Source organism: Ruegeria sp. C11 (genome assembly GCF_056537725.1).
On sequence record NZ_JBQFSB010000001.1, the window covers coordinates 238,703 to 259,944 of the forward strand.

22 protein-coding genes are annotated in these 21,242 nt (G+C 57.4%); 11 read left to right on the plus strand and 11 right to left on the minus strand.

Annotated elements, in window-relative coordinates; translation table 11 throughout:
* Window positions 1–26: 26 nt before the first annotated feature.
* The 5 genes from scpB to argS form a co-directional block, all read right to left on the minus strand.
* Entirely contained in the window at window positions 27–686 is a 660-nt protein-coding gene (scpB, locus tag ACR0NA_RS01240) for an SMC-Scp complex subunit ScpB (RefSeq protein WP_480449822.1), read from the minus strand.
* A complete protein-coding gene (locus ACR0NA_RS01245) occupies window positions 679–1,473 on the minus strand; it encodes a segregation and condensation protein A (protein WP_480725406.1) in 795 nt (264 codons plus the stop codon). Before ACR0NA_RS01245 ends, scpB begins: the two co-directional genes overlap by 8 nt.
* A complete protein-coding gene (gene nagZ / locus ACR0NA_RS01250) occupies window positions 1,463–2,470 on the minus strand; it encodes a beta-N-acetylhexosaminidase (protein ID WP_480725409.1) in 1,008 nt (335 codons plus the stop codon). The genes ACR0NA_RS01245 and nagZ overlap by 11 nt, the downstream gene beginning before the upstream one ends.
* On the minus strand, window positions 2,467–3,522 hold the full coding sequence (locus ACR0NA_RS01255) for an SPOR domain-containing protein (RefSeq protein ID WP_480725411.1): 1,056 nt from the start codon (window positions 3,520–3,522) through the stop codon (window positions 2,467–2,469). The genes nagZ and ACR0NA_RS01255 overlap by 4 nt, the downstream gene beginning before the upstream one ends.
* Window positions 3,523–3,607: 85 nt before the next feature.
* On the minus strand, window positions 3,608–5,353 hold the full coding sequence (gene argS, locus ACR0NA_RS01260) for an arginine--tRNA ligase (protein ID WP_480725981.1): 1,746 nt from the start codon (window positions 5,351–5,353) through the stop codon (window positions 3,608–3,610).
* A gap of 131 nt (window positions 5,354–5,484) precedes the next feature.
* Here argS and ACR0NA_RS01265 point away from each other — a divergent pair, with 131 nt between their 5' ends.
* Complete coding sequence (locus ACR0NA_RS01265; protein ID WP_480725413.1) at window positions 5,485–6,036, plus strand: putative pterin-binding protein; 552 nt, start codon at window positions 5,485–5,487, stop codon at window positions 6,034–6,036.
* Here ACR0NA_RS01265 and ACR0NA_RS01270 read toward each other — a convergent pair whose 3' ends face one another.
* A complete protein-coding gene (locus ACR0NA_RS01270; RefSeq protein WP_480725415.1) occupies window positions 6,037–7,194 on the minus strand; it encodes a deoxyguanosinetriphosphate triphosphohydrolase in 1,158 nt (385 codons plus the stop codon).
* Window positions 7,195–7,270: 76 nt separating this feature from the next.
* Here ACR0NA_RS01270 and ACR0NA_RS01275 point away from each other — a divergent pair, with 76 nt between their 5' ends.
* Together ACR0NA_RS01275 and xth are read left to right on the plus strand one after the other, a co-directional pair.
* On the plus strand, window positions 7,271–7,594 hold the full coding sequence (locus tag ACR0NA_RS01275; protein WP_170652078.1) for a HesB/IscA family protein: 324 nt from the start codon (window positions 7,271–7,273) through the stop codon (window positions 7,592–7,594).
* A 217-nt stretch (window positions 7,595–7,811) separates the two neighbouring features.
* Window positions 7,812–8,591, plus strand: a complete 780-nt coding sequence (gene xth / locus ACR0NA_RS01280; RefSeq protein WP_480725419.1) for an exodeoxyribonuclease III — start codon at window positions 7,812–7,814, stop codon at window positions 8,589–8,591.
* Here xth and ACR0NA_RS01285 read toward each other — a convergent pair whose 3' ends face one another.
* On the minus strand, window positions 8,592–9,746 hold the full coding sequence (locus ACR0NA_RS01285) for an FAD-dependent monooxygenase (RefSeq protein WP_480725421.1): 1,155 nt from the start codon (window positions 9,744–9,746) through the stop codon (window positions 8,592–8,594).
* Between the two features lie 71 nt (window positions 9,747–9,817).
* On the minus strand, window positions 9,818–10,240 hold the full coding sequence (dksA, locus tag ACR0NA_RS01290; protein WP_170652072.1) for an RNA polymerase-binding protein DksA: 423 nt from the start codon (window positions 10,238–10,240) through the stop codon (window positions 9,818–9,820).
* A 377-nt stretch (window positions 10,241–10,617) separates the two neighbouring features.
* Between dksA and ACR0NA_RS01295 the strand changes: the two genes are divergently transcribed.
* The 6 genes from ACR0NA_RS01295 to ACR0NA_RS01320 all read left to right on the plus strand — a co-directional run bounded on the left by ACR0NA_RS01295 (window position 10,618) and on the right by ACR0NA_RS01320 (window position 16,768).
* Window positions 10,618–11,463, plus strand: a complete 846-nt coding sequence (locus ACR0NA_RS01295; RefSeq protein ID WP_480449831.1) for an AAA family ATPase — start codon at window positions 10,618–10,620, stop codon at window positions 11,461–11,463.
* Window positions 11,464–11,593: 130 nt separating this feature from the next.
* Complete coding sequence (locus ACR0NA_RS01300) at window positions 11,594–12,043, plus strand: N-acetyltransferase family protein (RefSeq protein WP_480725423.1); 450 nt, start codon at window positions 11,594–11,596, stop codon at window positions 12,041–12,043.
* Window positions 12,040–13,407: a DUF2927 domain-containing protein gene (locus ACR0NA_RS01305; protein ID WP_480725425.1), complete on the plus strand. Its 1,368-nt coding sequence runs from the start codon at window positions 12,040–12,042 to the stop codon at window positions 13,405–13,407. The genes ACR0NA_RS01300 and ACR0NA_RS01305 overlap by 4 nt, the downstream gene beginning before the upstream one ends.
* A gap of 7 nt (window positions 13,408–13,414) precedes the next feature.
* Window positions 13,415–13,582, plus strand: coding sequence for an apolipoprotein acyltransferase (locus tag ACR0NA_RS01310; RefSeq protein ID WP_170652067.1), 168 nt, complete (start codon window positions 13,415–13,417; stop codon window positions 13,580–13,582).
* Window positions 13,583–13,586: 4 nt separating this feature from the next.
* Window positions 13,587–14,771: a vWA domain-containing protein gene (locus ACR0NA_RS01315; protein ID WP_480725428.1), complete on the plus strand. Its 1,185-nt coding sequence runs from the start codon at window positions 13,587–13,589 to the stop codon at window positions 14,769–14,771.
* 77 nt (window positions 14,772–14,848) lie between these two features.
* A complete protein-coding gene (locus ACR0NA_RS01320) occupies window positions 14,849–16,768 on the plus strand; it encodes a DUF3604 domain-containing protein (protein ID WP_480725431.1) in 1,920 nt (639 codons plus the stop codon).
* A gap of 20 nt (window positions 16,769–16,788) precedes the next feature.
* Here the strand turns inward: ACR0NA_RS01320 and ACR0NA_RS01325 are convergent, their stop codons facing one another.
* Window positions 16,789–18,381 (minus strand): hypothetical protein, encoded by a 1,593-nt coding sequence (locus ACR0NA_RS01325; RefSeq protein WP_480725433.1) that lies wholly within the window; start codon window positions 18,379–18,381, stop codon window positions 16,789–16,791.
* A gap of 10 nt (window positions 18,382–18,391) precedes the next feature.
* Here ACR0NA_RS01325 and ACR0NA_RS01330 point away from each other — a divergent pair, with 10 nt between their 5' ends.
* Window positions 18,392–18,700, plus strand: a complete 309-nt coding sequence (locus ACR0NA_RS01330) for a hypothetical protein (protein ID WP_480725435.1) — start codon at window positions 18,392–18,394, stop codon at window positions 18,698–18,700.
* Window positions 18,701–18,741: 41 nt separating this feature from the next.
* Window positions 18,742–19,428, plus strand: coding sequence for a M48 family metallopeptidase (locus ACR0NA_RS01335; RefSeq protein ID WP_480725983.1), 687 nt, complete (start codon window positions 18,742–18,744; stop codon window positions 19,426–19,428).
* Between the two features lie 65 nt (window positions 19,429–19,493).
* On the opposite strand, the gene ACR0NA_RS01340 is transcribed toward ACR0NA_RS01335, so the two are convergent.
* Together ACR0NA_RS01340 and ACR0NA_RS01345 are read right to left on the minus strand one after the other, a co-directional pair.
* A complete protein-coding gene (locus ACR0NA_RS01340) occupies window positions 19,494–20,036 on the minus strand; it encodes an RSP_2648 family PIN domain-containing protein (RefSeq protein ID WP_480725438.1) in 543 nt (180 codons plus the stop codon).
* Window positions 20,033–21,241 (minus strand): RSP_2647 family RNA methyltransferase, encoded by a 1,209-nt coding sequence (locus ACR0NA_RS01345; protein WP_480725439.1) that lies wholly within the window; start codon window positions 21,239–21,241, stop codon window positions 20,033–20,035. The genes ACR0NA_RS01340 and ACR0NA_RS01345 overlap by 4 nt, the downstream gene beginning before the upstream one ends.
* Window position 21,242 lies beyond the last annotated feature (1 nt).

Consider the following 21,242-nt stretch of genomic DNA (forward strand, 5'->3'; position numbering starts at 1 on the left):
AAAGGGAAATAATAAGGCATCACCGATCACTCTTCTTCAAAAAGTTCCGATTGATCATCACTGTCTTCGCCTTCGTCACGCCCCTCGGCCAATGGCATCGCGCCCGGCGGTGGGCGGTTTTCCAACAGACCGGCCGCGCGCAGTTCCTTGAGCCCCGGCAAGTCGCGCGCGCTTTCCAGACCGAAATGATCCAGAAACTGTGGTGTCACGACAAAGGTCACTGGACGGCCCGGCGTCATGCGGCGGCGGCCAAGGCGTATCCACTCCATTTCCAACAACTGGTCGATTGTGCCGCGCGAAACGGAGACACCGCGGATTTCCTCGATCTCGGCCCGCGTGCAGGGCTGATGGTAGGACACAATGGCCAATGTTTCGATGGCCGCCCGGCTCAACTTGCGGGTTTCGACGGTTTCCTTCTGCATCAGAAACCCCAGATCAGGGGCCGTCCGAATGGCCCATGCCTCACCAACCTGAACAACGCGAACACCGCGTCCCTCATACCGTTTCCTAAGCAATTCAAGCGCTTGCCCGGCATCGCTACCATGCGGCATACGCGCTTCGAGGTCGGCAACACTCACGGGCTCTGCACTGGCAAACAGGACTGCCTCGACCATTCGTTCCTGTTCGGCCAGAGGTGGCGCCTCGAACAGAGTGCCGGTGCCGTCGTCTTGGGTGGCGTCAGTCACGTTTTTCGGTCCTCTTGCGCAAATGGATCGGCGCAAAGGTATCGCTCTGCCTGATCTCCATGTGTCCCTCTTTTACCAGTTCCAGCGAGGCGGCAAAAGTTGCAGCCGTGGCCGAGCGCCGCCGCATGGGGTCGGCATGCCAGCCATCCGGAAGATAGCTTTCCATGTCGGTCCACGTCCCGGCAAACCCGATCAGGGGCCGCATCCGGTCCAGTGCCTGCTCCATCGTGAATACTGCGTCGCGGTCCATCACAAAGGGGCGGAATTCGTCCCGTGTGCGGATGCGCGCGTAGCCTTGCATAAGATCCAGTAGCGTGGCCGAATAGGTAACGGTTCTGATGCGGGTGACATCCTCGGCCTGCCCCCGTTTGAAGAAATCGCGCCCCAACTGGTCACGCGCCATCAACCGTGCAGCGGCATCGCGCATCGCCTGCAGACGCTCAAGCTGAAACGCCAGGTGCGCGGCTAGTTCTTCACCTGTTGGCCCTTCTTCATCGGGATCAGGCGGTAGCAATAAACGGGATTTCAGGAATGCCAGCCAGGCCGCCATCACCAGATAGTCGGCGGCCAGTTCGATCCGCAACGCCCGCGCCTTTTCAACAAAAGCCAGATATTGCTGGGCCAAAGCCAGAACCGAGATTTTGCGTAGATCGACCTTTTGGGTCCGGGACAAAGTCAACAGAACATCAAGTGGACCTTCAAAGCCGTCCACATCGACAATCAGCGCCTCAGCCGCAAGGCGATCAGCGACCGAAATGGGATCTTCGCTGAAAAGGTTATCCGTCATACACCTGCCCGCCCATCAGGCGAGATAGTTCCGCTTCGGCGGCGGGGATGTCAAGTTCCTGCGGCGCTTTCCGCATGGCAAGTGCACGCTCGGCACGTTGTTGTGCAACGTCCGTCATCTCACCGGCAACCTCCAAGACCTCTTTGCGATCAGCAAATGAGCCGTTGCAATGCAGAGCCACGTCACAACCGGCATCCAGTGCTTTCCGTGAAAGTTCGCTCGCTGTGCCGCTCAACGCCTTCATTGAAATGTCATCGGTCATGATCAAACCATCAAAGCCGATGTTTTCCCGGATCACTGTCATCACCAGGGCCGAAATTGTCGCGGGCAAACTGTCAATCTGGTCAAAGACCAAATGCGCGCTCATCCCCATCGGCAGGTCGTTCAGCGCTCGGAAAGTTGCAAAATCGCTTTGCTCTAGCTCGGACAGAGGCAAATCAACATGCGGCAGATCAAAATGTGTATCGAGCGTTGAACGTCCATGTCCCGGCATATGCTTAATAACCGGCAACACGCCGCCATCCAGAAGCCCCTGCGCCACGGACCGGCCAATCCGTCCAACCGTCTCGGTATCGCGGCCATAACAACGGTTGAGGAGGAACGGATGCGTTCCCTCTTGCGCGACATCAACCATTGGCGCGCAATTGCTGTCGATCCCCAATGCATGCAACTCATGCGCAATCAGCCGATAACGCAGGTACATGGATCGTTCGGCGTTCTCCCCCGCCCGCTCCACATGATCCAGCGGAGGCAGCCAGTTCCTAGCAAGTGGCGCACGCAGACGCTGCACGCGCCCGCCTTCCTGATCGATGGTGATAGGACAATCGCGCCCGACGGCCTCGCGGAAGTCATCACACAAAGCGCTCACCTGATCCGCGGATTCAACATTTCGCGCAAAAAGAATGAACCCGAACGGGTTCATATCGCGAAACAGCGCTTTTTCTTCGGATGTCAGCCGCAATCCTGCGGCGTCAGTAATGACTGCGCCGAACTTCACCGGACAGTTACCGGGATACAATCAGCCCCACGCGCCACCAGAGCGGCACAAAACTGGCGCGAGTCGCTCAGGTCTTCGAACCCAAGGGCACGAAGGCGGTAAAAGGTTCGCCCGCCGCTTGAGGTTTTTTGGATAACCCGTTGCTTTCCATCCAGATATTCACCAAACTGACCATTGATCCGACCCCATTCAGCCTGAGCAACTTCGGCACTTTCAAAGGCGCCAAGCTGCGCCAGCCTTGTTCCAACAGGCAGTGTATCTGGGTCGACATCAAGTCCGGCGGCAGCTTTCACGGCCGCATTGATTGCATCTTCGGAAACCTTGGCCGGCGTTGCACGAGCGGGCCGATCAATTGGGCGCAGCGAACGGCGGACACCGGGTGCCTCAAGCAAGGCCGGGTCAGGCAATTGCGCCATCAGGTCGGCGGGATCAATCGCCGGTTCTTCCTCGGGCGTGGTAAGCGAGGCCAGTTGCACGCCTTCAGCCTGTTCGCCCCTGTCCGTGATGCTCTCACCCGCCAACTCTGCAACCAGCGCATCAACCGCATTTTGCCGTAAATCCGCTGCTTCCTGGTTCGAGATTTCTTCTTCGACCACGTGCACGGCCTTTGTGGGCTTCAGCGCGGACATCGGCGTGTCTTCGTCGGTCAGTGACACGGGTTTTGGCGCCAGAATCAGGCGATCGGCTGGCGGTGCAGCTGTGCCTTTGGCGGCGACGGCGTTTACGGCCAGTCCCTGATGGTCGGCTGGCGTTCCACCGGGGCTTTCCGGCTGAATACGCATCGGCCCTTCTACGGCCCGCACCACCGGCACTCCGCTGACATCACGCATCACCAGTTTAAAACCCCAGACGCCGACACCGGCGACCAGTGCAAGCGAAGCCGCCGCACCCAGAACATTGACTATTCGACCGAACCCGCCCGCACTGCGTGGCGGCAGGTCGTCATATCCTTCAGGATCGTTCTGAAACTCATAGGCATCCTGTGGATGCATCTGATTCTGGTAATGCGCATCCCCGGGGCCTGTGTGCCCCGAGTAATTATAACTCGCCATATCCGCCTCACTGCCCGTTTGCGCCTAAACAATTGACGCGCGGGTCATTTCTTGTCTGCCTCGGACCGGCGATTTGGCTGTCTTGTTAACGCAGCTCCTGCGCCGGAGTGACGCCAAGAATACCCAAGCCCGCGGAAATCACAACAGAAACGGACCGGGCCAATGCGATTTTCGACTGGCTTGTGGCAGCATCGCCATCCTGAAGGAAACGCAGCGATGTTTCATCGTTGCCTTTGTTCCAAAGCGCGTGGAAATCTCCTGCCAATTCATAGAGGTAGAAGGCCACACGATGCGGTTCGTTGGTGCGGGCCGCAATCTCGACCAGACGGGGCCACTCGGCCAATTTCTTGGCAACGACCATCTCAGTTTCGTGGCTGATATTGCTCAAATCCACTTTGCCAAGGGTCTCGTCGTCAGCCGCAATTCCCGCTTCCGCGGCCTTCCGCAAAACGCTCATGACACGCGCATGGGCGTATTGCACATAGAACACAGGGTTCTCGCGGCTTTGCTCAAGCACCTTGTCGAAGTCGAAGTCCAACGATGCGTCGTTCTTGCGAGTCAGCATGACAAAACGGGTCACATCCGGACCAACCTGATCGACCACGTCGCGCAGGGTGACAAAGTTCCCCGCCCGTTTGGACATTTTGAACGGCTCGCCGTTTTTCCAGAGCTTCACCAACTGCGTCAGCTTGATATCCAGCGGCACCTTGCCGTCAGAAAGCGCCGAGACCGCCGCCTTCATCCGTTTGACGTAACCGCCATGATCTGCGCCAAACACATCGATCAGCTCGTCAAACCCACGGGTCACCTTGTCATAATGATAGGCAATATCAGGCGCGAAGTAGGTCCAGCTGCCGTCTGACTTCTTGACCGGGCGGTCCACGTCATCGCCATGCTCGGTCGATTTGAACAACGTCTGCTGGCGCGGTTCCCAATCCTCGGGCTTCTTGCCCTTGGGTGGTTCCAGAACGCCTTCGTAGATCAGACCTTTGTCGGTCAGCGACTGTAACGCAGCCTCGATCCGTCCGGTTCCGTAGAGCGATTTCTCGGAAAAGAAAACGTCCATCTCGACGCCCAGCTCTTTCAGGTCGGCGCGGATCAAATCCATCATCGCGTCGGTCGCAATGTTCCGCAGATCTTCCAGCCACACACTTTCCGGCTGGTCGATCAAGCTATCGCCATACTTTTCCTTCAGCGCCTCACCGATCGGGATCAGGTAGTCACCGGGATAAAGCCCTTCGGCAATCTCGGGGCTCAGCCCGTTTGCTTCGCGGTACCGCTCATAAGCGGACCGGGCCAGTACATCGACCTGCGCGCCACCGTCGTTGATGTAATATTCACGGGTCACATCATATCCGGCATAGGCCAGCAGGCTTGCCAGTGCGTCGCCAAAAACCGCGCCCCGTGTATGTCCGACATGTAACGGACCGGTGGGATTGGCCGAGACGTACTCAACATTGACCTTCCGCCCCTGCCCCATCGCCGAGCGACCGAACTCCGTGCCGTTTTCCAGAACGGTCGCCAGAACGCCCTGCCAGACCGAATTCGCAAGCCTTAGGTTCAGAAATCCCGGCCCCGCCACCTCGGCACTGGTCACCCTGGCATCGGTCGCCAGCTTCTCAGCCAGCACTTCGGCAATATCGCGTGGCTTCATTTTGGCCGGTTTCGCAAGAACCATCGCCGCATTGGTCGCCATGTCACCATGGGCGGGGTCACGCGGCGGCTCAACCGCAACGTTATCAAAGCTCAGCCCTTCAGGCAGGGCCCCTTCGGCTTGCATTTGCCCCAGTGCATCCAGAACAAGGCTGCGGATCTCGGAAAACAGGTTCATCTTGGCGTCCTTTTGCTTGCCCGGCGGTTTATCACGCAAGACGGTAAGGTCAATGCAGCCCGTCAGTTAGGGGTTGGCTGGTCGCTTGTCCTGTGTAGGGTTGGGCGAACCACTGGTACCCGGAGATATTGATGCGCCTCGCCCTACCCCTTTGCCTTGCCCTACTCGCTCCTTTGCCCGTATCTGCAGAAATCGCCTCGCCAAAGGGTCATGTGCTCATCACACTCGGCGGCGCGGTAACCGAAGCGAACTTGCCCGCCAGGAGTCTTGATGACGGCGGACTTTTCAGCTTCCTCGAAGTTGACCACCCAGCCGCAGCCGGTTTCGATGCCGCCATGCTGGATGCTTTGCCACAGGTGGAAATCACTATTCCATACGGCCCTGAGGGAAAGGAGCAGACGACTACGTTCTCCGGCCCTCATCTGGCCGCCGTTATGGAGATGGCGGGCGCAGTGGGTAAAACCGCCAGACCAATGGCCATGGACGGTTATCAGGCCGAGATTTCGTGGCAGGAAATCTCGGACCACAATCCCATTCTGGCAACCCATGCGGATGGTCAACCGATGGGGATAGGCGCGTATGGTCCGACCATGATCGTGTTCCCGCCAACTGATGACGATGAACTGCGACAGACTCAGTCCAGCCAGCAGGTCTGGGCGCTGGCCTACATCGGGATTGAATAGTCAGGCCCTTTTTTGGCCAACACCTGTCAATCGGGCGTGATCCTGCAACGCAAACCGGTCGGTCATGCCCGAAACATAATCCGAAACGATCCGCGCCAGCGCAGTTTCGTCCGGCGCAGCCTCGATATCGGCATGCCAATGCGCAGGCATTTGTTTGGGATCGCTCAGGTAGATCGGAAACAACTCCTCCACCACCTTTGCAACTTGCTCTCGGACTGCCATCACCGATGGTGCGCGGTACATTCGCGTAAACAGGAAAGCGCGGATTTCCTTCAGGCTGGCCCAAAGATCTGTTGAAAATTGAATGACTGGGTAGCCGATTGCACGCACATCTTCGACCGACTGCGCACCCGATTGACGCAACAAAGTGCGCGAAGTCTCGATCACATCAGACACCATGACACCGAAAACCCGCCGCAACGCCTCGTGCCTGCGACGGTAGGGATCAATATCCGGATAGGTGCGGTCTACCTCTGCATAGCAATCACCAACAATGGGAAGTTGCGCGATCTCGTCATCCGTGAACAACCCGGCCCGCAATCCGTCGTGCAAATCGTGGTTGTTATACGCGATATCGTCCGACAAAGCGGCCACCTGGGCCTCGGCGCTCGCATGTGTGTGAAGCTCAAGATCGAACGCTTCATTGCATTCGGACAACGCCCAGGGCAGCTCTCCCACCACCGGACCGTTATGCTTGGCGATCCCTTCCAGTGTTTCCCACGTCAGGTTGCAACCATCGAATTCGGCATAGTGCCGCTCCAGCTTGGTCACGATGCGAATCGCCTGCGCGTTATGATCAAAGCCGCCATAGGGGTGCATAAGCTCATGCAGCGCATCTTCTCCGGTATGACCAAATGGCGTGTGACCCAGATCGTGGGCCAACGCCACCGCCTCGGTCAGTTCGCCGTTCAAGCCAAGCGCACCCGCGATCGTTCGCGCCACCTGAGCCACCTCGATCGAATGTGTCAGGCGTGTGCGGTAACTGTCACCTTCATGTTCGACAAACACCTGCGTTTTGTGCTTGAGACGCCGGAACGCACTGGCATGGATGATCCGGTCACGGTCGCGCTGAAAGCATGACCGGAAACTGCTTTCCTCCTCTGGCACAAGCCGCCCCCTTGCGCGGCCTGGGTCCGAGGCAAAACCCGCTCTTTCCAAAGGTCTTGTCCTTGTCGCCTGTCCTTGTCTTTTCTATATGGTATAATGCTTTGGAAAGAAACCATCGGAGTACGGCATGAACCTGCCTCCAAAAGTCACCGACCGCGCTTTTGACCGCCTTGCCGAAATAGGTGCATCGGATCAGGGTCAGGCCCTGCGTGTCGCTGTTGAGGGTGGTGGATGTTCCGGATTTCAATACGAAATCGCGCTGGACGCCCCGAAAGACGATGACCTTGTTCTTGAAGGAAAAGGCCAGAAAGTCGTTGTGGATTCAATTTCACTGCCCTTTCTGGAGAATGCGACGATAGACTTCACCGAAGAACTGATCGGTGCGCGTTTCGTGATTGAAAATCCGAATGCGACGTCGTCCTGCGGCTGCGGTACCTCATTTTCGATGTAACCCCCAACGGCGCCTTACATTTTTAGGGCTTTGTCCCTGGTGCAGCAAGCCGTGCCTTCCCCCAGAGTTTTTTGCCAGATGAATAAAGGATTCCTTGTTCATCTGGCCGCTAATACTCCGGAGCGCGAGGTAAAGCCTCGCATATCCTGAACTGCTCCTCTTGCTGCACGTTGGAATCTAGGCGATAGGTTCTCACAAGAAGTTCGGAGGGCCGCGCATGAAAATCGCCACGTTCAACATCAATGGCATCAAGGCGCGAGCCGAAGCCCTGCCCCGCTGGCTGGATGATGCACAACCCGATTTGGTGATGCTGCAGGAAATCAAATCTGTGGACGAACTGTTCCCGCGCGAGATTTTCGAGGAACGTGGATACAATGTCGAAACCCATGGACAAAAGAGCTTTAACGGCGTTGCCATCCTGTCGAAGCTGCCGCTTGAAGACGTGACACGTGGCCTTCCCGGGGACGACAGTGATGAACAGGCGCGCTGGATCGAGGCGACTGTCGTCGGCAAAAAGGCCTTGCGCGTCTGTGGCCTCTATCTGCCCAACGGAAACCCGGTTCCCGGTCCGAAATACGACTATAAGCTGGCCTGGATGGAGCGTCTGTACGATCGCGCGCGGGCGTTGCTGGCGACGGAAGAGCCCGCACTCATGGCCGGAGACTATAATATCATTCCGCAGGCTGAAGATGCCAAAAGGCCAGATGCATGGCGGGAAGATGCGCTGTTTCGCCCGGAAAGCCGTGCGGCATTCCGGAAAATCCTCAACCTGGGTTTTACCGAAGCCTTTTGGGCGCAAACCCAGGGGGCAGGACATTATTCGTTCTGGGATTATCAAGCTGGTGCATGGAACAGGAATGACGGCATTCGCATCGACCATTTCCTGCTGTCGCCGCAGGCCGCCGATCTGATGCGGGATTGCCGGATTGATGCCGACGTGCGCGGCCTTGAAAAGCCCTCAGATCACGTCCCGGTCTGGGTTGAGCTGGACGTTTAATCAGTCTTCGGCAGTTGCATCATAGCTGTAAATCCATTCGTATCTGCGGCCCAGCCTCGGCCCGATTGCCGTAAGCGCCATCTGAGCGGCAATCCGCATCGGTCCGCGTAAATGGAAATTGCGTGCATTGGCAGAAGCGGCGGCGACGACACGACCTGCACGAGGGAGCCGGTCCGCTTCGTACGCACTCAGCGCGCTGTGAACATCCGGTTCCGCAAAGGATCGCGCCAAAATCCATGCATCCTCAAGCGCCAGACAGGCCCCTTGCGCCATATAAGGTAAGGTCGGGTGCGCCGCGTCCCCCAACAACGCAATCCGGCCGTTTTGCCATTTGCGCGCCACCGGGCGCAAGAACAGGGCCCAGAGATGTGTTTCAGTCACATCCTGCAGAACCTCCGCAGTCTTACCGCCAAAATCCGCGAACCGCGCGCGCAGATCGTTGGGATCGCCCTTCAGACGCCACCCCTCTTGCTGCCAGTCCGAGCGTTCTTCGATTGCGACGATGTTCAGAAGGCTTTGGTCGCGCAGCGGATAGGTCACGACATGCCGCCCCGGCCCCATTGTCAAATGCGCCTTCGGCTCGTCGGATTTGCGGGTCCAGGGAATTGTTGCCCGCCAGGCGACCTGATGGGTGAAGCCAAGCAGTTCTTCCCCGTTCAACTGTGGACGCGTGTTGCTGCGCCCGCCATCTGCCGCGACAACACAATCTGCAATCAAGGTTTCGCCATTGCTCAGATCAACAACCGCGCAATCGGCTTTATCCGCTACTGATTGTACCTGCGCGCCCAGACGAATGTCGACGGCTTGCCGAATGGCAGCCTTGTGCAGCAGGTCGATCAGATCAGCCCTGTGATAATAGTAGGTCGGCCCCGCGGCGGGCTCGGAAATACGGCTGATGAACCGTCCGTTTCTGTAGTCTCGCAAAACGGTGCCGTATGACCTTTGCCCCGCTTCGGGCACATCACCGATCACACCAAGCGCACTTAATACGGATATCCCGTTGGCGCTGATTTGCAATCCGGCGCCAACCTCGGTGATTTCCGGCGCCTGTTCCAGCAGTGTGACCTGCGCCCCCTTCAGGCGCAGCGCCAATGCCGCCGCCAAACCACCGATACCCGCGCCAATTACGCAGAACTTCAGACCATCGATATTCATGAGAACGGCTTAACGTAAAAACGCCGGGACAACAGGCCCGGCGTTTCCAATTTCTTCATTTGATCCAGCGATCAATCGTCGCGGTGAACCTTTTCGCGGCGTTCGTGACGTTCCTGCGCCTCAAGCGTCATGGTCGCGATCGGGCGGGCGTCCAGACGTCTCAGCGAAATAGGATCACCCGTCATTTCGCAATACCCGTACTCGCCCTCATCGATCCGACGCAGCGCCGAGTCGATCTTGGCGACCAGTTTGCGTTGACGATCCCGCGTACGCAATTCAAGCGCCCGGTCGGTTTCCTCGCTCGCGCGGTCGGCGACATCGGGAATGTTGCGGGTATTGTCCTGAAGCCCTTCGATCGTATCGCGGCTTCCCGCCAAAAGTTCATTTTTCCAATCAATCAGCTTGCGGCGGAAATACTCAAGCTGTCGTTCATTCATGAAAGGTTCATCTTCGGCCGGGCGGTAATCCTCCGGCAGAAAAACTTCCTGCTTCATATTTGCTCCCTCGGTATGGCCTGAAACGTCGGTCGCACTTGTTTCACCTGACATTCGGCACCCCCTTCTGCGGAGCGTTTATCCGACGGGACCGGGAATGTCACTACACAAACGTAGCCCCGACAGATCAAAGCTCTAACTAGTCTAAATAAGAGACTTTATTCAGCAAAACCTTGTTTTTCTGTGAAATTCACCGGGCCATTTTAAGGCAGTGCGCAACCAATAGAAGAGTGCCACAGACGCGAATCATGCCAAGCCGGTTGTTGTCATTGAATAATTTCAAAATCGGACGACGCAGCGGCTTACTTGCCATTTATTTGCCCCATATGTAACCCGTCTGCACAGCTTCAACGACAACACCATGGCCCGAGACTCATATGACCGCACGTTTTCAAGGTACCGCCGAATATGTCGCAACAGACGACCTGACCATTGCAGTGAATGCGGCGGTGACGCTGGAACGGCCTCTGCTGGTCAAGGGTGAACCCGGCACAGGTAAAACCGAGCTTGCCAAACAGGTAGCCGGTGCGCTGGGCCTGACCATGATCGAGTGGAACATCAAATCCACGACCCGCGCACAGCAGGGTCTGTACGAATATGATGCCGTCAGCCGTCTGCGCGACAGCCAACTGGGTGACGAACGCGTGCACGACGTGTCGAACTACATCCGGAAGGGCAAGCTGTGGCAGGCGTTTGAAGCGGACGAAAAGGTCGTTCTGCTGATTGACGAGATCGACAAGGCTGATATCGAGTTTCCCAACGATCTGCTGCAGGAGCTTGATAAGATGGAGTTCCACGTCTACGAAACCGGCGAAACGATCCGTGCCAAACACCGCCCCATCGTTATCATCACCTCGAACAACGAAAAGGAACTGCCGGACGCATTCCTGCGCCGCTGTTTTTTTCACTACATCCGCTTCCCGGATGAGGCGACGATGCGCAGAATCGTTGACGTCCACCATCCGGGCATCAAGGAAGCACTGCTGACAACCGCCCTGACCCAGTTCTATGAAATCCGCGAAACTTCGGGGCTGAAAAAGAAACCGTCCACATCCGAAGTCCTGGATTGGCTCAAGCTTCTTCTTGCAGAAGACTTGACGGCCGAGGACCTCAAGCGTGATGGTTCATCCGCATTGCCGAAACTGCATGGGGCACTGTTGAAGAACGAACAGGACGTGCATCTGTTCGAAAGACTTGCCTTCATGGCACGCGGCAAACGCTGAGGTGACACAAACGGTCTTCAGTTACGGACGGCTCGCGGCTTGCTTTGATCAGGTCTGAGTGTAACCATGCGGGCAATGTTCGATTGCTCGCCAACCCGCATGTACGATTGCCGCAACAGGAGATAGTCAGTTGAGTGACAAGGTTGTCATCCGGGGTTTGCGCCCAGAGGACAGGCCCGAATGGGCCGAGATGTGGCGGGACTATCTGGCGTTTTATGAAACCTCCGTCACGGATGAGGTTTATGACACCCTCTTTGACCGCCTGTTGGGCGACGATCCGCAGAATTTTTCGTGCTTCGTGGCCGAACTGGAAGGCAAACTGATCGGGCTGACGCACTACTTGTTTCATCGTCACGCATGGAAAGTTGAAAACGTCTGTTATCTGCAGGACCTGTTTGCCCGCCCCGAAGCGCGCGGAACAGGCGTTGGTCGCGCACTAATCGAGGCGGTCTATGCCGAGGCTGATCGCATGGGCGCACCGGGTGTTTATTGGCTGACGCAGGATTTCAATCATACGGCGCGTAAGCTTTATGATCGCATCGGAAAGTTGACGCCATTCATCAGGTACAACAGGCCATGATCAGAATAGGCGCGCTGATACTCGCATTTGCATTGGCTGGCTGCACAACCGTTGAAACGGTCGAAGTGCCAACGCGCGCGCAGTTTTCCGAAACTGCGCTGCCACCGATGAAAACCTTCACCACTGCCCGGCCCTCGCCGCCGGTTCGGTCGAATGCCAATATCGCTGCGGATTTCCTGTCGCTGCATTTCGAACTGGAAAGCGGCCGCGAGTTGCAGGTGTTCACCCGGTTCGAAATGCCGATCACCGTACGGCTGACCGGCACACCGCCGCCCACGATGCAGGCGGACCTGAGCCGGTTGCTGTCAAGGTTGCGGCGCGAGGCTGGTATCGACATTCAGCAGGTCTCGACCGACAACGCAAACATTACCATCGAAGCAGTCAGCCGCGATCAAATTCGCCGCACTCTGCCACAGGCCGCTTGTTTTGTGGTCCCCAATGCCTCGAGTCTGGCCGAGTACCGTCGTGACAGACGCAAAAGCAAAAGCAACTGGTCGCTTTTGCGCAGCCGTGAACGGTTGGGAATTTTCATTCCCTATGACGTAAGCCCACAGGAAATCCGGGATTGTCTGCACGAGGAACTGGCGCAGGCGCTGGGGCCTCTCAACGATCTGTATCGTCTGCCGGATTCGGTGTTCAACGATGATAATGTGCACACCGTTCTGACCGGGTTCGACATGCTGATCTTGCGTGCAACCTACTCGCCAGAGCTTCGAAACGGCATGACGCGGCCACAGGTGGCTGCCGTGATTCCCGGTATTCTCAGCCGATACAATCCGCGGGGCAATGCGATCGCAGCGCAGCCTGTATCCGAGACTCCTCGCAACTGGATTGATGCCATCCAGAGATCTCTGGGGCCAAGCGCGGACGTGGCTCAGCGCCAGCGGGCTGTCCAAAAGGCCGCCCGCATCGGGGAAAGCCATGGATGGACGGACCAGCGCCGTGCCTTCCCCCACTATCTTATCGGCCGCATGACGCAGTTTGAGGACCCGGAAGAAGCTCAGAAGCATTTCGGTACTGCCCTGCACTATCTGTCCCGCACACCCGGAACCGAGCTGCATCGCGCCTATGTCACCACGCAAACCGCAGCCTACGCTGTAGCGCGTGGTGACGGGGCCTCGGCGCTCAGACAGATCAATCCCGCCATCGACGCGATGACGCGCGCAGAAAATGCGGCCATGCTGTCCACTTTGATGCTGCTCAAGGCCGAGGCGCTGGAGCTGACCGGACGCCCCGAACAGGCACGTTCGGTCAGGCTGGACAGTATCGGATGGGCGCGCTACGGGTTCGGATCGGACTGGGCGGTTCGATCGGTAATGCAGGACATTGCCTTACTGAACCCCCGCAACAGAACAGGCGGATGACGTAGGAATGATAGTTGTGGCGATGGCTCTGTTGGGCGCAATTTTGGGCGGATTGACTGCGCGTAAAAGAAAGGGCTCGGGCGCTGATATCGCTCAGTACGCGGTGGTATATGCAATCGCTTTCGGGTTGCTTGGCATGATCGCGACGTTGTTGCTGCACAGAACGATGGTGTGACGTCATGTTTCTACCCTTCTTCGAAAACCTCAGAAAATCAGGCATTCCGGTTTCGCTGCGCGAATACCTGACCTTTCTGGAAGGGATGAAGAAGGGGTTGGCCACCTATGACGTCGAAGCGTTCTATTACCTCGCCCGCGTTTCGATGGTGAAGGACGAACGCAACATCGACAAGTTTGATCGCGCCTTTGCCGCCAGTTTCAAAGGACTGGAAGAGATCAGTTTTGAACAGGTTCTCGAAGCCGTGGATATCCCTGCCGACTGGTTGGCGAAAATGGCGGAAAAACACCTGTCGGATGAGGAAAAAGCCGAGATTGAGGCGCTTGGCGGCTTTGAAAAGCTGATGGAGACATTGCGCGAACGCCTGCAAGAGCAGCAAGGCCGCCATCAGGGTGGAAACAAGTGGATCGGAACCGCCGGAACCTCGCCCTTCGGCGCATACGGATATAATCCCGAGGGTGTACGGATCGGGCAAAAGGAAAGCCGCCACCAGCGCGCTACCAAAGTCTGGGACAAGCGCGAATTCAAGAATCTGGATGACACGGTCGAACTGGGCACCCGAAACATCAAGGTGGCGCTGAAGCGTCTGCGCCGTTGGGCGCGCGAAGGTGCGGCAGAAGAACTGGATCTGGACGGCACGATCCGCGCAACTGCCGAACATGGCTATCTGGACGTCAAGACACGGCCCGAACGTCATAACGCCGTGAAAGTATTGTTGTTTCTGGACGTCGGCGGGTCAATGGACCCGCATATCAAGGTTGTCGAGGAGCTGTTTTCCGCAGCACGCGCCGAATTCAAACATCTGGAATACTATTACTTCCACAACTGCCTGTACGAAGGCGTCTGGCGCGACAACCTGCGACGGTGGGACCAGCAAACGCCAACACACGAAGTGCTGCGTACCTATGGCCCCGACTACAAATGTATCTTCGTGGGCGATGCGTCGATGAGCCCTTATGAGATCGCCTATCCCGGCGGAGCAAACGAGCACTGGAACCAGGAGGCCGGTCAGGTCTGGCTGCAGCGCGCGCGTGAGCAATGGTCGTCGAACTTGTGGATCAATCCGGTGCCGGAAAAATACTGGGATTACACGCACTCGGTCGGCATGATCCGCGAAATATTCGAGAACCGCATGGTTCCCATGACGTTGGCGGGTTTGGAACAGGGCATGCGAGAGCTTACGCGCTGAAAAAATTCACTTTGGTGAACCGTTTCATGATGCAATAGTGAATTCGAATTTTTGCAATAAATTTCGGAGTCACCCTCATGCTACGCACGGTATCCTTTGTTGCGCTTACTGCTTCCCTTGCCTCTCCTGCACTTGCACAGTTTGTCCCGTCCAGTGAATCCCTTAGCGGGCTGTACCCCGGCAAGGCGTATTCGCCCTACGCTCAACGCGCGTTTCCCAGTCAGGTATTCTGGGGCGATACTCATTTGCACACCGGATACTCCATGGACGCAGGGCTGTTCGGTAATACGACAGGCCCGGATATCGCGTATAAATTCGCACGCGGCGAAGAAGTGACATCGGCCACGGGCCAACCTGTCAAACTGGCCCGCCCACTGGACTGGCTTGTCCTGACCGAGCATTCCGATGGTATGGGCATGATTTTCGACCTTAAAGATGGTGCACCCAACATCCTGAAATCCGAACAGGGCAAGCGTTGGAGTGAGGCGATCAATCAAGGGGGCGACGCGTCGGCTGAGGCGGCATTGGACCTGATCACCAATTTCTCGCAAGGCACGATGGACCCCGACCTGATCAAGGATTATTCGCCAGGTTCACCGATTTACGGTTCGGTTTGGGAGGATCTGGTCGATGCTGCCGAGACTTTCAACGAGCCGGGGCGCTTTACTGCATTTATCGGTTACGAATGGACCTCGCTGGAGAAAGGCAACAACCTGCACCGCAACGTGGTTTTCCGTGACAATGCCGATCGCGCCTTGCAGGTTCAGCCGATGGTCACGCAGCCGCCTGTCGGCAGCAACGATCCGATGAAGCTGTACGAATGGATGCAGAACTACGAGGACACCACCGGCGGTCAGGTGTTTGCACTGGCCCATAACGGTAATCTTTCCAACGGGGTCATGTTTCCCACCCAGACCCGCTTTACCGGCGACCCCGTCGACGAAGACTATGTGATGGCGCGGGCGAAGTGGGAACCGCTGTACGAAATCACCCAGATCAAGGGCGATGGCGAGGCACATCCCCTGCTTTCCCCAGATGACGAATTTGCCGATTACGAAAACTGGGACGCCGGGAACCTTGATCTGACAGCCGCCAAAACGGACGACATGCTCAAGGGCGAATACGCCCGCGAGGCGTTGAAGCAAGGTATGCTGCTGGAACAGAAGTTTGGCGTAAACCCGTATAAATTCGGATTTTCCGGTGCCACGGACAGTCACACGTCGCTGGCCACCGCTGACAGCGACAACTATTTTGGCAAAGCCTCGAATGCAGAGCCTTCTCAAACCCGTGCAACCCATCCCTTTACAAAAACCGATCAGGGCGAATTTCCCGGATGGGCGTTGGTTGCATCAGGATACACAGGCGTGTGGGCCAAGGAAAACACGCGCGAGGCACTGTGGGACGCCATGGTGCGGCGCGAGGTTTACGCCACAACCGGCCCGCGCATTGCCGTGCGGTTTTTTGGCGGCTGGGAGTTTGACGAAAACGATCTGAGATCCCGCCAGCCTGCATTCGTGGGTTATGAAAAGGGTGTGCCGATGGGTGGCGATCTTGGTGGCGCTGCGTCAGACGCACCCACGTTCATGGTCTATGCTCTGCGCGATCCAATTGGCGCCAATCTGGACCGCATCCAGATCGTCAAAGGCTGGGTCGATGGCGATGGCAACCTGCAGGAAAAGGTTTTCGACGTTGCGTGGTCAGACGCACGCGAACCGGATGCTGACGGCAAGATACCTGCGGTTGGCAACACGGTAGACCTGGACGCTGCCAACTATACGAACACAATCGGCGCATCCGAGTTGGCCGCTGTCTGGAGCGACCCTGCCTTTGATGCCAACCAGCAGGCCTTTTATTACGCACGGATTCTGGAGATCCCAACACCGCGCTGGGTTCTCTATGACAAACTGCGTCTGGGTGCCGAAATCCCCGAAGGTGCTACCCTGACCGGACAGGAGCGCGCCTATACTTCACCGATATGGTACGCGCCTGAAGGCTAAGCCCTCAGGCCTTTATTCCATCACTGGTCGATTCTCAGACTCTCGATCAGTGATGGAACCGCCCCACTGGTCTCGGGCAGAACGATGTCGGCCAATACCAGTCTTTTGGCCGATGGCTCTCCACGGCGACCCGAGAAAACAACGATGCGATGCGGGCGGAACGTCGTATTGAGCTGCAGGTAGTCGACAGACTGAGGCATGTGACTGCCCGAGGTCATGTCCGCCTCCAGCCGAAGCTCCAACTGGTGATACTGCGCCGCCGCCTGCTGAATCGCATTGGCCTGTTCCTGAGACATAGGTATTTCCGTCACTTGCGGGAAAAATCCGGCCTCGGCGCTAAACCCCATATCCATGGTCTGAAACTGCCCGTGTTGAGGGTAATAGTTCTGTATCGGCAGGACCTTTCGGACAGGATCATAGGTTCCGAAACTGGCGTTACCCCCAAACTTCAGCCGTGTCGGCCCTTTAACTTCACCAAATTCAGCCAGCACCTGAGCCGCCGGTTTTGGAGGATGATGCCCACTACGCTCGTAAGCCAATGCCATCGCAACCGCGGCTGCGTCGCTGTCATTCAGAGTACCGATTGCGCGCACGAAATCCTCGCCTCCGGAAATCGGGCTCTGCAAGTAGTCGAACGCCAGATCAGCCTCGGCCTGAAGATCGGCCAGAACCGGGGTGTAGTCGAACAGTATCTGCGTTAACCCCTGATCAGCAAAAAGCGCGATCTGCTTCACCTTGGGACGTCCGTTCATCTTTCCCTGATTGGAATGATGCGTGATCGATGGCGGAACACCCGGATCAATCTCAGCAAAAACGGCAAGATACAATCTGTTGTCGTTTCGCTGCCTCAGATAATTATCCAGTTGTCTGGCCTGTTCGACACTGGCCGCAAGACTCGTAGGAAGCACGATCGAGTCAAATGCATTTGTGATCTGAACGTTTTTCCATCGCGGCGACGGATGTTGGCGCACTCTTTCCGAATCCAGCGGAAAGGAACTTGTGCTGAAGTCATATTCACCAAGCTGGATCGGAACGGAATGATACACGTTGATGGGCCCGGTCTGGCGGCGCCCCTCTAGTCCGGGCGCAAGCTGTGTGCGAATTCGGTTGGCAAGGTCCCTGCGTTCGAACACCGACCACTGATTCATGTGTTTACCGGCCAGTGGTCCCTTGAGTTGCTGCATTTCCACCGGCGTCAGCAACTGTTCGACAAGCTCAAGCGCGATGGCATCGTCCTGCAGCAGTTCCGGACGTTCGGCAAATGCGCGCGCCGCAAGTACCCGTGGCCAGAGTTCGCGATTGTCCAATGGAAGGTACCCGCGCACGGTGGCAACCGGCCCGAAAATCTGCATGAACTGTTCAATCGGTATGCCGGGTTTAATTTCGGGCTTTGGCGGTTCCGGCGGAGGCGGCGTTGGCGCCGGGTTTTTCGCGGCTACCTGATCCTGAGAAACTTCTTCTGTCTTCGCGGGCTCTTTTGGCGGTTCCGATGGTGCATCCAGCATCCACTCGTTGTCGCGCAGAATTTCAAAAGAAAAGCGAATGCCCTGTTCTTCGCCGGAAACCATAAGCGTATCAACGTCAGGGCAGCTTTGTGCCAACCCCTTTGCCATTCGAGAAACGATGGAGTTCACGGCCGAACGTTCGCTGGAGAACAGCGCTCCTCCGGCGCCTTCTAGCGTGAATTCGGGTGGGTTTTCGCAGGACACAGAGGACGGCGCCGAAATCGTCATCCCTCCTTCGGAAATTTCAATGCGCTCCTGTGCAGAAGTGCTGAAAGCGGTACTGGTAAGTACAAAAACCGAAGCTGTACCCCTGAAAACAAAATTCATTCCAAAACCCCGAAAAACCTCTGCTTCAATTTTTGAAGTGGCCCAACGATTTGTCAAGAAAATGACGCCATATCTTGGTTCAAAGACACGTGGCGCGTGACATGGGTTGCCCTTCCATCTGATGCGCCCCATATCTGTCTTATGTTGCGCATTACTCCGATACTTCTGGCGGTTCTTTATGCTGTGGTGATGTACCGGATTTCCGTCTGGCGCACCCACAGGGAACTGGACGCCAAGTCGACCGAGCTTGCCGATCCCGCCTTGAAACGCATGACTGACCGTCTTGCGGCGGCCTTGGATGTCGCCCGGATACCCGTATTCATCTATGAGATTGATCCGGTGAACGGATTGGCGGCCCCGGATGGCCGGATTTTCATCACCCGTGGTTTCTATCGCAAATTCAGAAGTGGTGAGGTGTCGGCCGAGGAAATGGCATCGGTCATCGCGCATGAGCTTGGGCATGTTGCACTGGGTCACGCGCGCCGTCGGATGATTGATTTTTCCGGTCAGAATGCCTTGCGAACAGCGCTTATTATCCTGTTGAACCGGTTCATACCGCTGATCGGCGTCTGGATTGCCAATGGTTTGACAGCGCTGCTTGCCTCGCGCCTGTCGCGGGCGGATGAGTATGAGGCCGACGAATATGCCGCCGCCTTGCTGACCAAAGCCGGAATTGGCGTCGGCCCGCAGAAGTCGTTGTTTCACAAGCTCGAAGACCTGACTCAACAGCGCGCGGGCGTCGTCCCCGCCTGGCTGATGAGCCACCCGAAAACGGATGAGCGGATCGCCGCGTTGGAAAAGCTTGAGCAGCGTTGGAGCAAGGTCTGAAAGCGCGTGGCGAGCGGCCAGCCCCTCGCACTCCCCGGCATAATTTCAGCAAGAGGAAAAATGGGTCAGGCAGATAGTGCCTTGGCCAGTCGCGGCAGGCGGGCCTTTTTGAGTAAGGCGCGCATGGTCCATTGATCGCCGGAAAAACGGTTGGCTTCGGACAGGACCTGATCGGCCAGGTCTGCAATTTTTGTGGGCTCTTGCAGCCAAAAGCCGTGAAGCAACGTATCCGGGTCGATCCGCGTCAGCCCTTCTTCGGCTAAGATCTGGCGTGGAAAATCCTTGGCGTTCACTGTGACGATCGTATCTGCCGAAGTTGCAACGGCTGTTGCCAGAACGTGGATATCGGCGGGATCGGGCAACCAAAGGCGCGCCTCGGCACCCTGGTTGGGTTTAGCTTCGGACCCAGGCCAGTTTGCGCGGATCAGAGCAATTTCGGCCCGTGCCTGCGCCTCGCCCTGGGGCCCAAGTTTGATAGCTGCGCGCGCCCACTCCTCAAGGATGCGCGCAGACCAGATGGGGGTGAAACAGCCCTGTCGCGCCGCACCCAGCAGCATTTCCCGCATGACAGTCGGATAGATGACACAGGTATCCAGAACAGCTTTCACAGGCGGAAGAACACCGCTTTGAGGTAACCGCTTTCCGCCAGCTGCGGCAGTTGCGGGTGGTCAGGTCCGGCAAACCCGGTATGGAGGAGTTGCGCCTGGCGCCCGGCCCGGCCGATGCCCCGGGACGAAGCATCGCGAAAGCGCCCCAGATCCGCGGCGTGCGAGCAGGAACACAACCCCAGATATCCACCGGGCTTGACCAGTGGCGTGGCGAGTCGCGCGATCCGTTCGTACGCGCGCAGGCCAGCGTCCAGTGCTTGTCTAGATGGCGCAAAAGCAGGCGGGTCGCAAATTACGACATCGAATGTCTCGCCCTCGTCTGCCAATGCCGCAAGCACATCAAACGCGTCGCCCTGCCGGGTGGAGAAACGATCGGCAAAACCAGATTCCTGGGCACCTTTGTTTGCCAGTTCCAGTGCGGCGGCAGATCCATCTACCGAGATCGCCTGCCCTGCGCCGCCTGCCAGCATGGCCAAGGCAAACCCGCCAACATGGCTGAAAACATCCAGCACCCGCGCACCCGGCTGCACCAACCTTGCGGCAAAGGCGTGGTTGGGACGCTGGTCGTAGAACAAACCTGTCTTTTGGCCGCCTGTCAGATCGGCCAAATATGTCGCTCTGTTCATTGGGACTGGCAGCGGCTCTTGTGGTGCCTGCCCATGCAGGGTCAAACTCAGATCATCGAGCCCTTCCAAGCTGCGAGTTCGCCCCGATGCGTTTTTCAGGACGACGGTCACCCCGGTGACCTTCACCAGTGCGTTTACGATCTGTTCAAGATGTGTTTCGGCCCATGCGGCATTGGGCTGTATTACGCAAGCGTGCCCAAAGCGGTCGATGATGACGCCCGGAAAGCCATCTGCCTCGGCATGTACCAAGCGATAGTATGGCGCGTCGAACAAGCGCTCACGCATTTCCAGAGCCCGCGCCAGCCTGGCTTCGAACCAGTCGGCATCAAGGATTGCGGCCGGATCACGGTCCAGAACGCGGCACATGATTTTGGATGTCGGATTCACGGCAACGAGCGCAACGGGATTGCGATTGTCGTCCTCGAGCACAGCCAACGCACCCGCCGGAATTTTGCGCGTTCGACGATCCGTCACAATGTCGTTTGCATAAACCCACGGAAAGCCATGGCGCACACCGCGCGCGTTGGCCTTGGGTTTCAGGCGGACTCGGGGTCGTTCGATGGAAGGTGCTTCGGTCATG

Excerpts from the sequence above, each read along its gene's own strand:
- ACR0NA_RS01320 (WP_480725431.1), top strand. The coding sequence starts at position 14,849 with ATGCTACGCACGGTATCCTTTGTTGCGCTTACTGCTTCCCTTGCCTCT.
- ACR0NA_RS01325 (WP_480725433.1), bottom strand. The coding sequence starts at position 18,381 with ATGGCAAAGGGGTTGGCACAAAGCTGCCCTGACGTTGATACGCTTATG.
- argS (WP_480725981.1), bottom strand. The coding sequence starts at position 5,353 with ATGAACCTGTTTTCCGAGATCCGCAGCCTTGTTCTGGATGCACTGGGG.
- ACR0NA_RS01295 (WP_480449831.1), top strand. The coding sequence starts at position 10,618 with ATGACCGCACGTTTTCAAGGTACCGCCGAATATGTCGCAACAGACGAC.
- ACR0NA_RS01345 (WP_480725439.1), bottom strand. The coding sequence starts at position 21,241 with ATGACCGAAGCACCTTCCATCGAACGACCCCGAGTCCGCCTGAAACCC.
- ACR0NA_RS01335 (WP_480725983.1), top strand. The coding sequence starts at position 18,742 with ATGTTGCGCATTACTCCGATACTTCTGGCGGTTCTTTATGCTGTGGTG.
- ACR0NA_RS01310 (WP_170652067.1), top strand. The coding sequence starts at position 13,415 with ATGATAGTTGTGGCGATGGCTCTGTTGGGCGCAATTTTGGGCGGATTG.
- ACR0NA_RS01275 (WP_170652078.1), top strand. The coding sequence starts at position 7,271 with ATGAACCTGCCTCCAAAAGTCACCGACCGCGCTTTTGACCGCCTTGCC.
- ACR0NA_RS01315 (WP_480725428.1), top strand. The coding sequence starts at position 13,587 with ATGTTTCTACCCTTCTTCGAAAACCTCAGAAAATCAGGCATTCCGGTT.
- ACR0NA_RS01330 (WP_480725435.1), top strand. The coding sequence starts at position 18,392 with ATGGAGTTCACGGCCGAACGTTCGCTGGAGAACAGCGCTCCTCCGGCG.
- ACR0NA_RS01305 (WP_480725425.1), top strand. The coding sequence starts at position 12,040 with ATGATCAGAATAGGCGCGCTGATACTCGCATTTGCATTGGCTGGCTGC.
- xth (WP_480725419.1), top strand. The coding sequence starts at position 7,812 with ATGAAAATCGCCACGTTCAACATCAATGGCATCAAGGCGCGAGCCGAA.
- dksA (WP_170652072.1), bottom strand. The coding sequence starts at position 10,240 with ATGAAGCAGGAAGTTTTTCTGCCGGAGGATTACCGCCCGGCCGAAGAT.
- ACR0NA_RS01255 (WP_480725411.1), bottom strand. The coding sequence starts at position 3,522 with ATGGCGAGTTATAATTACTCGGGGCACACAGGCCCCGGGGATGCGCAT.
- ACR0NA_RS01265 (WP_480725413.1), top strand. The coding sequence starts at position 5,485 with ATGCGCCTCGCCCTACCCCTTTGCCTTGCCCTACTCGCTCCTTTGCCC.
- ACR0NA_RS01285 (WP_480725421.1), bottom strand. The coding sequence starts at position 9,746 with ATGAATATCGATGGTCTGAAGTTCTGCGTAATTGGCGCGGGTATCGGT.
- ACR0NA_RS01245 (WP_480725406.1), bottom strand. The coding sequence starts at position 1,473 with ATGACGGATAACCTTTTCAGCGAAGATCCCATTTCGGTCGCTGATCGC.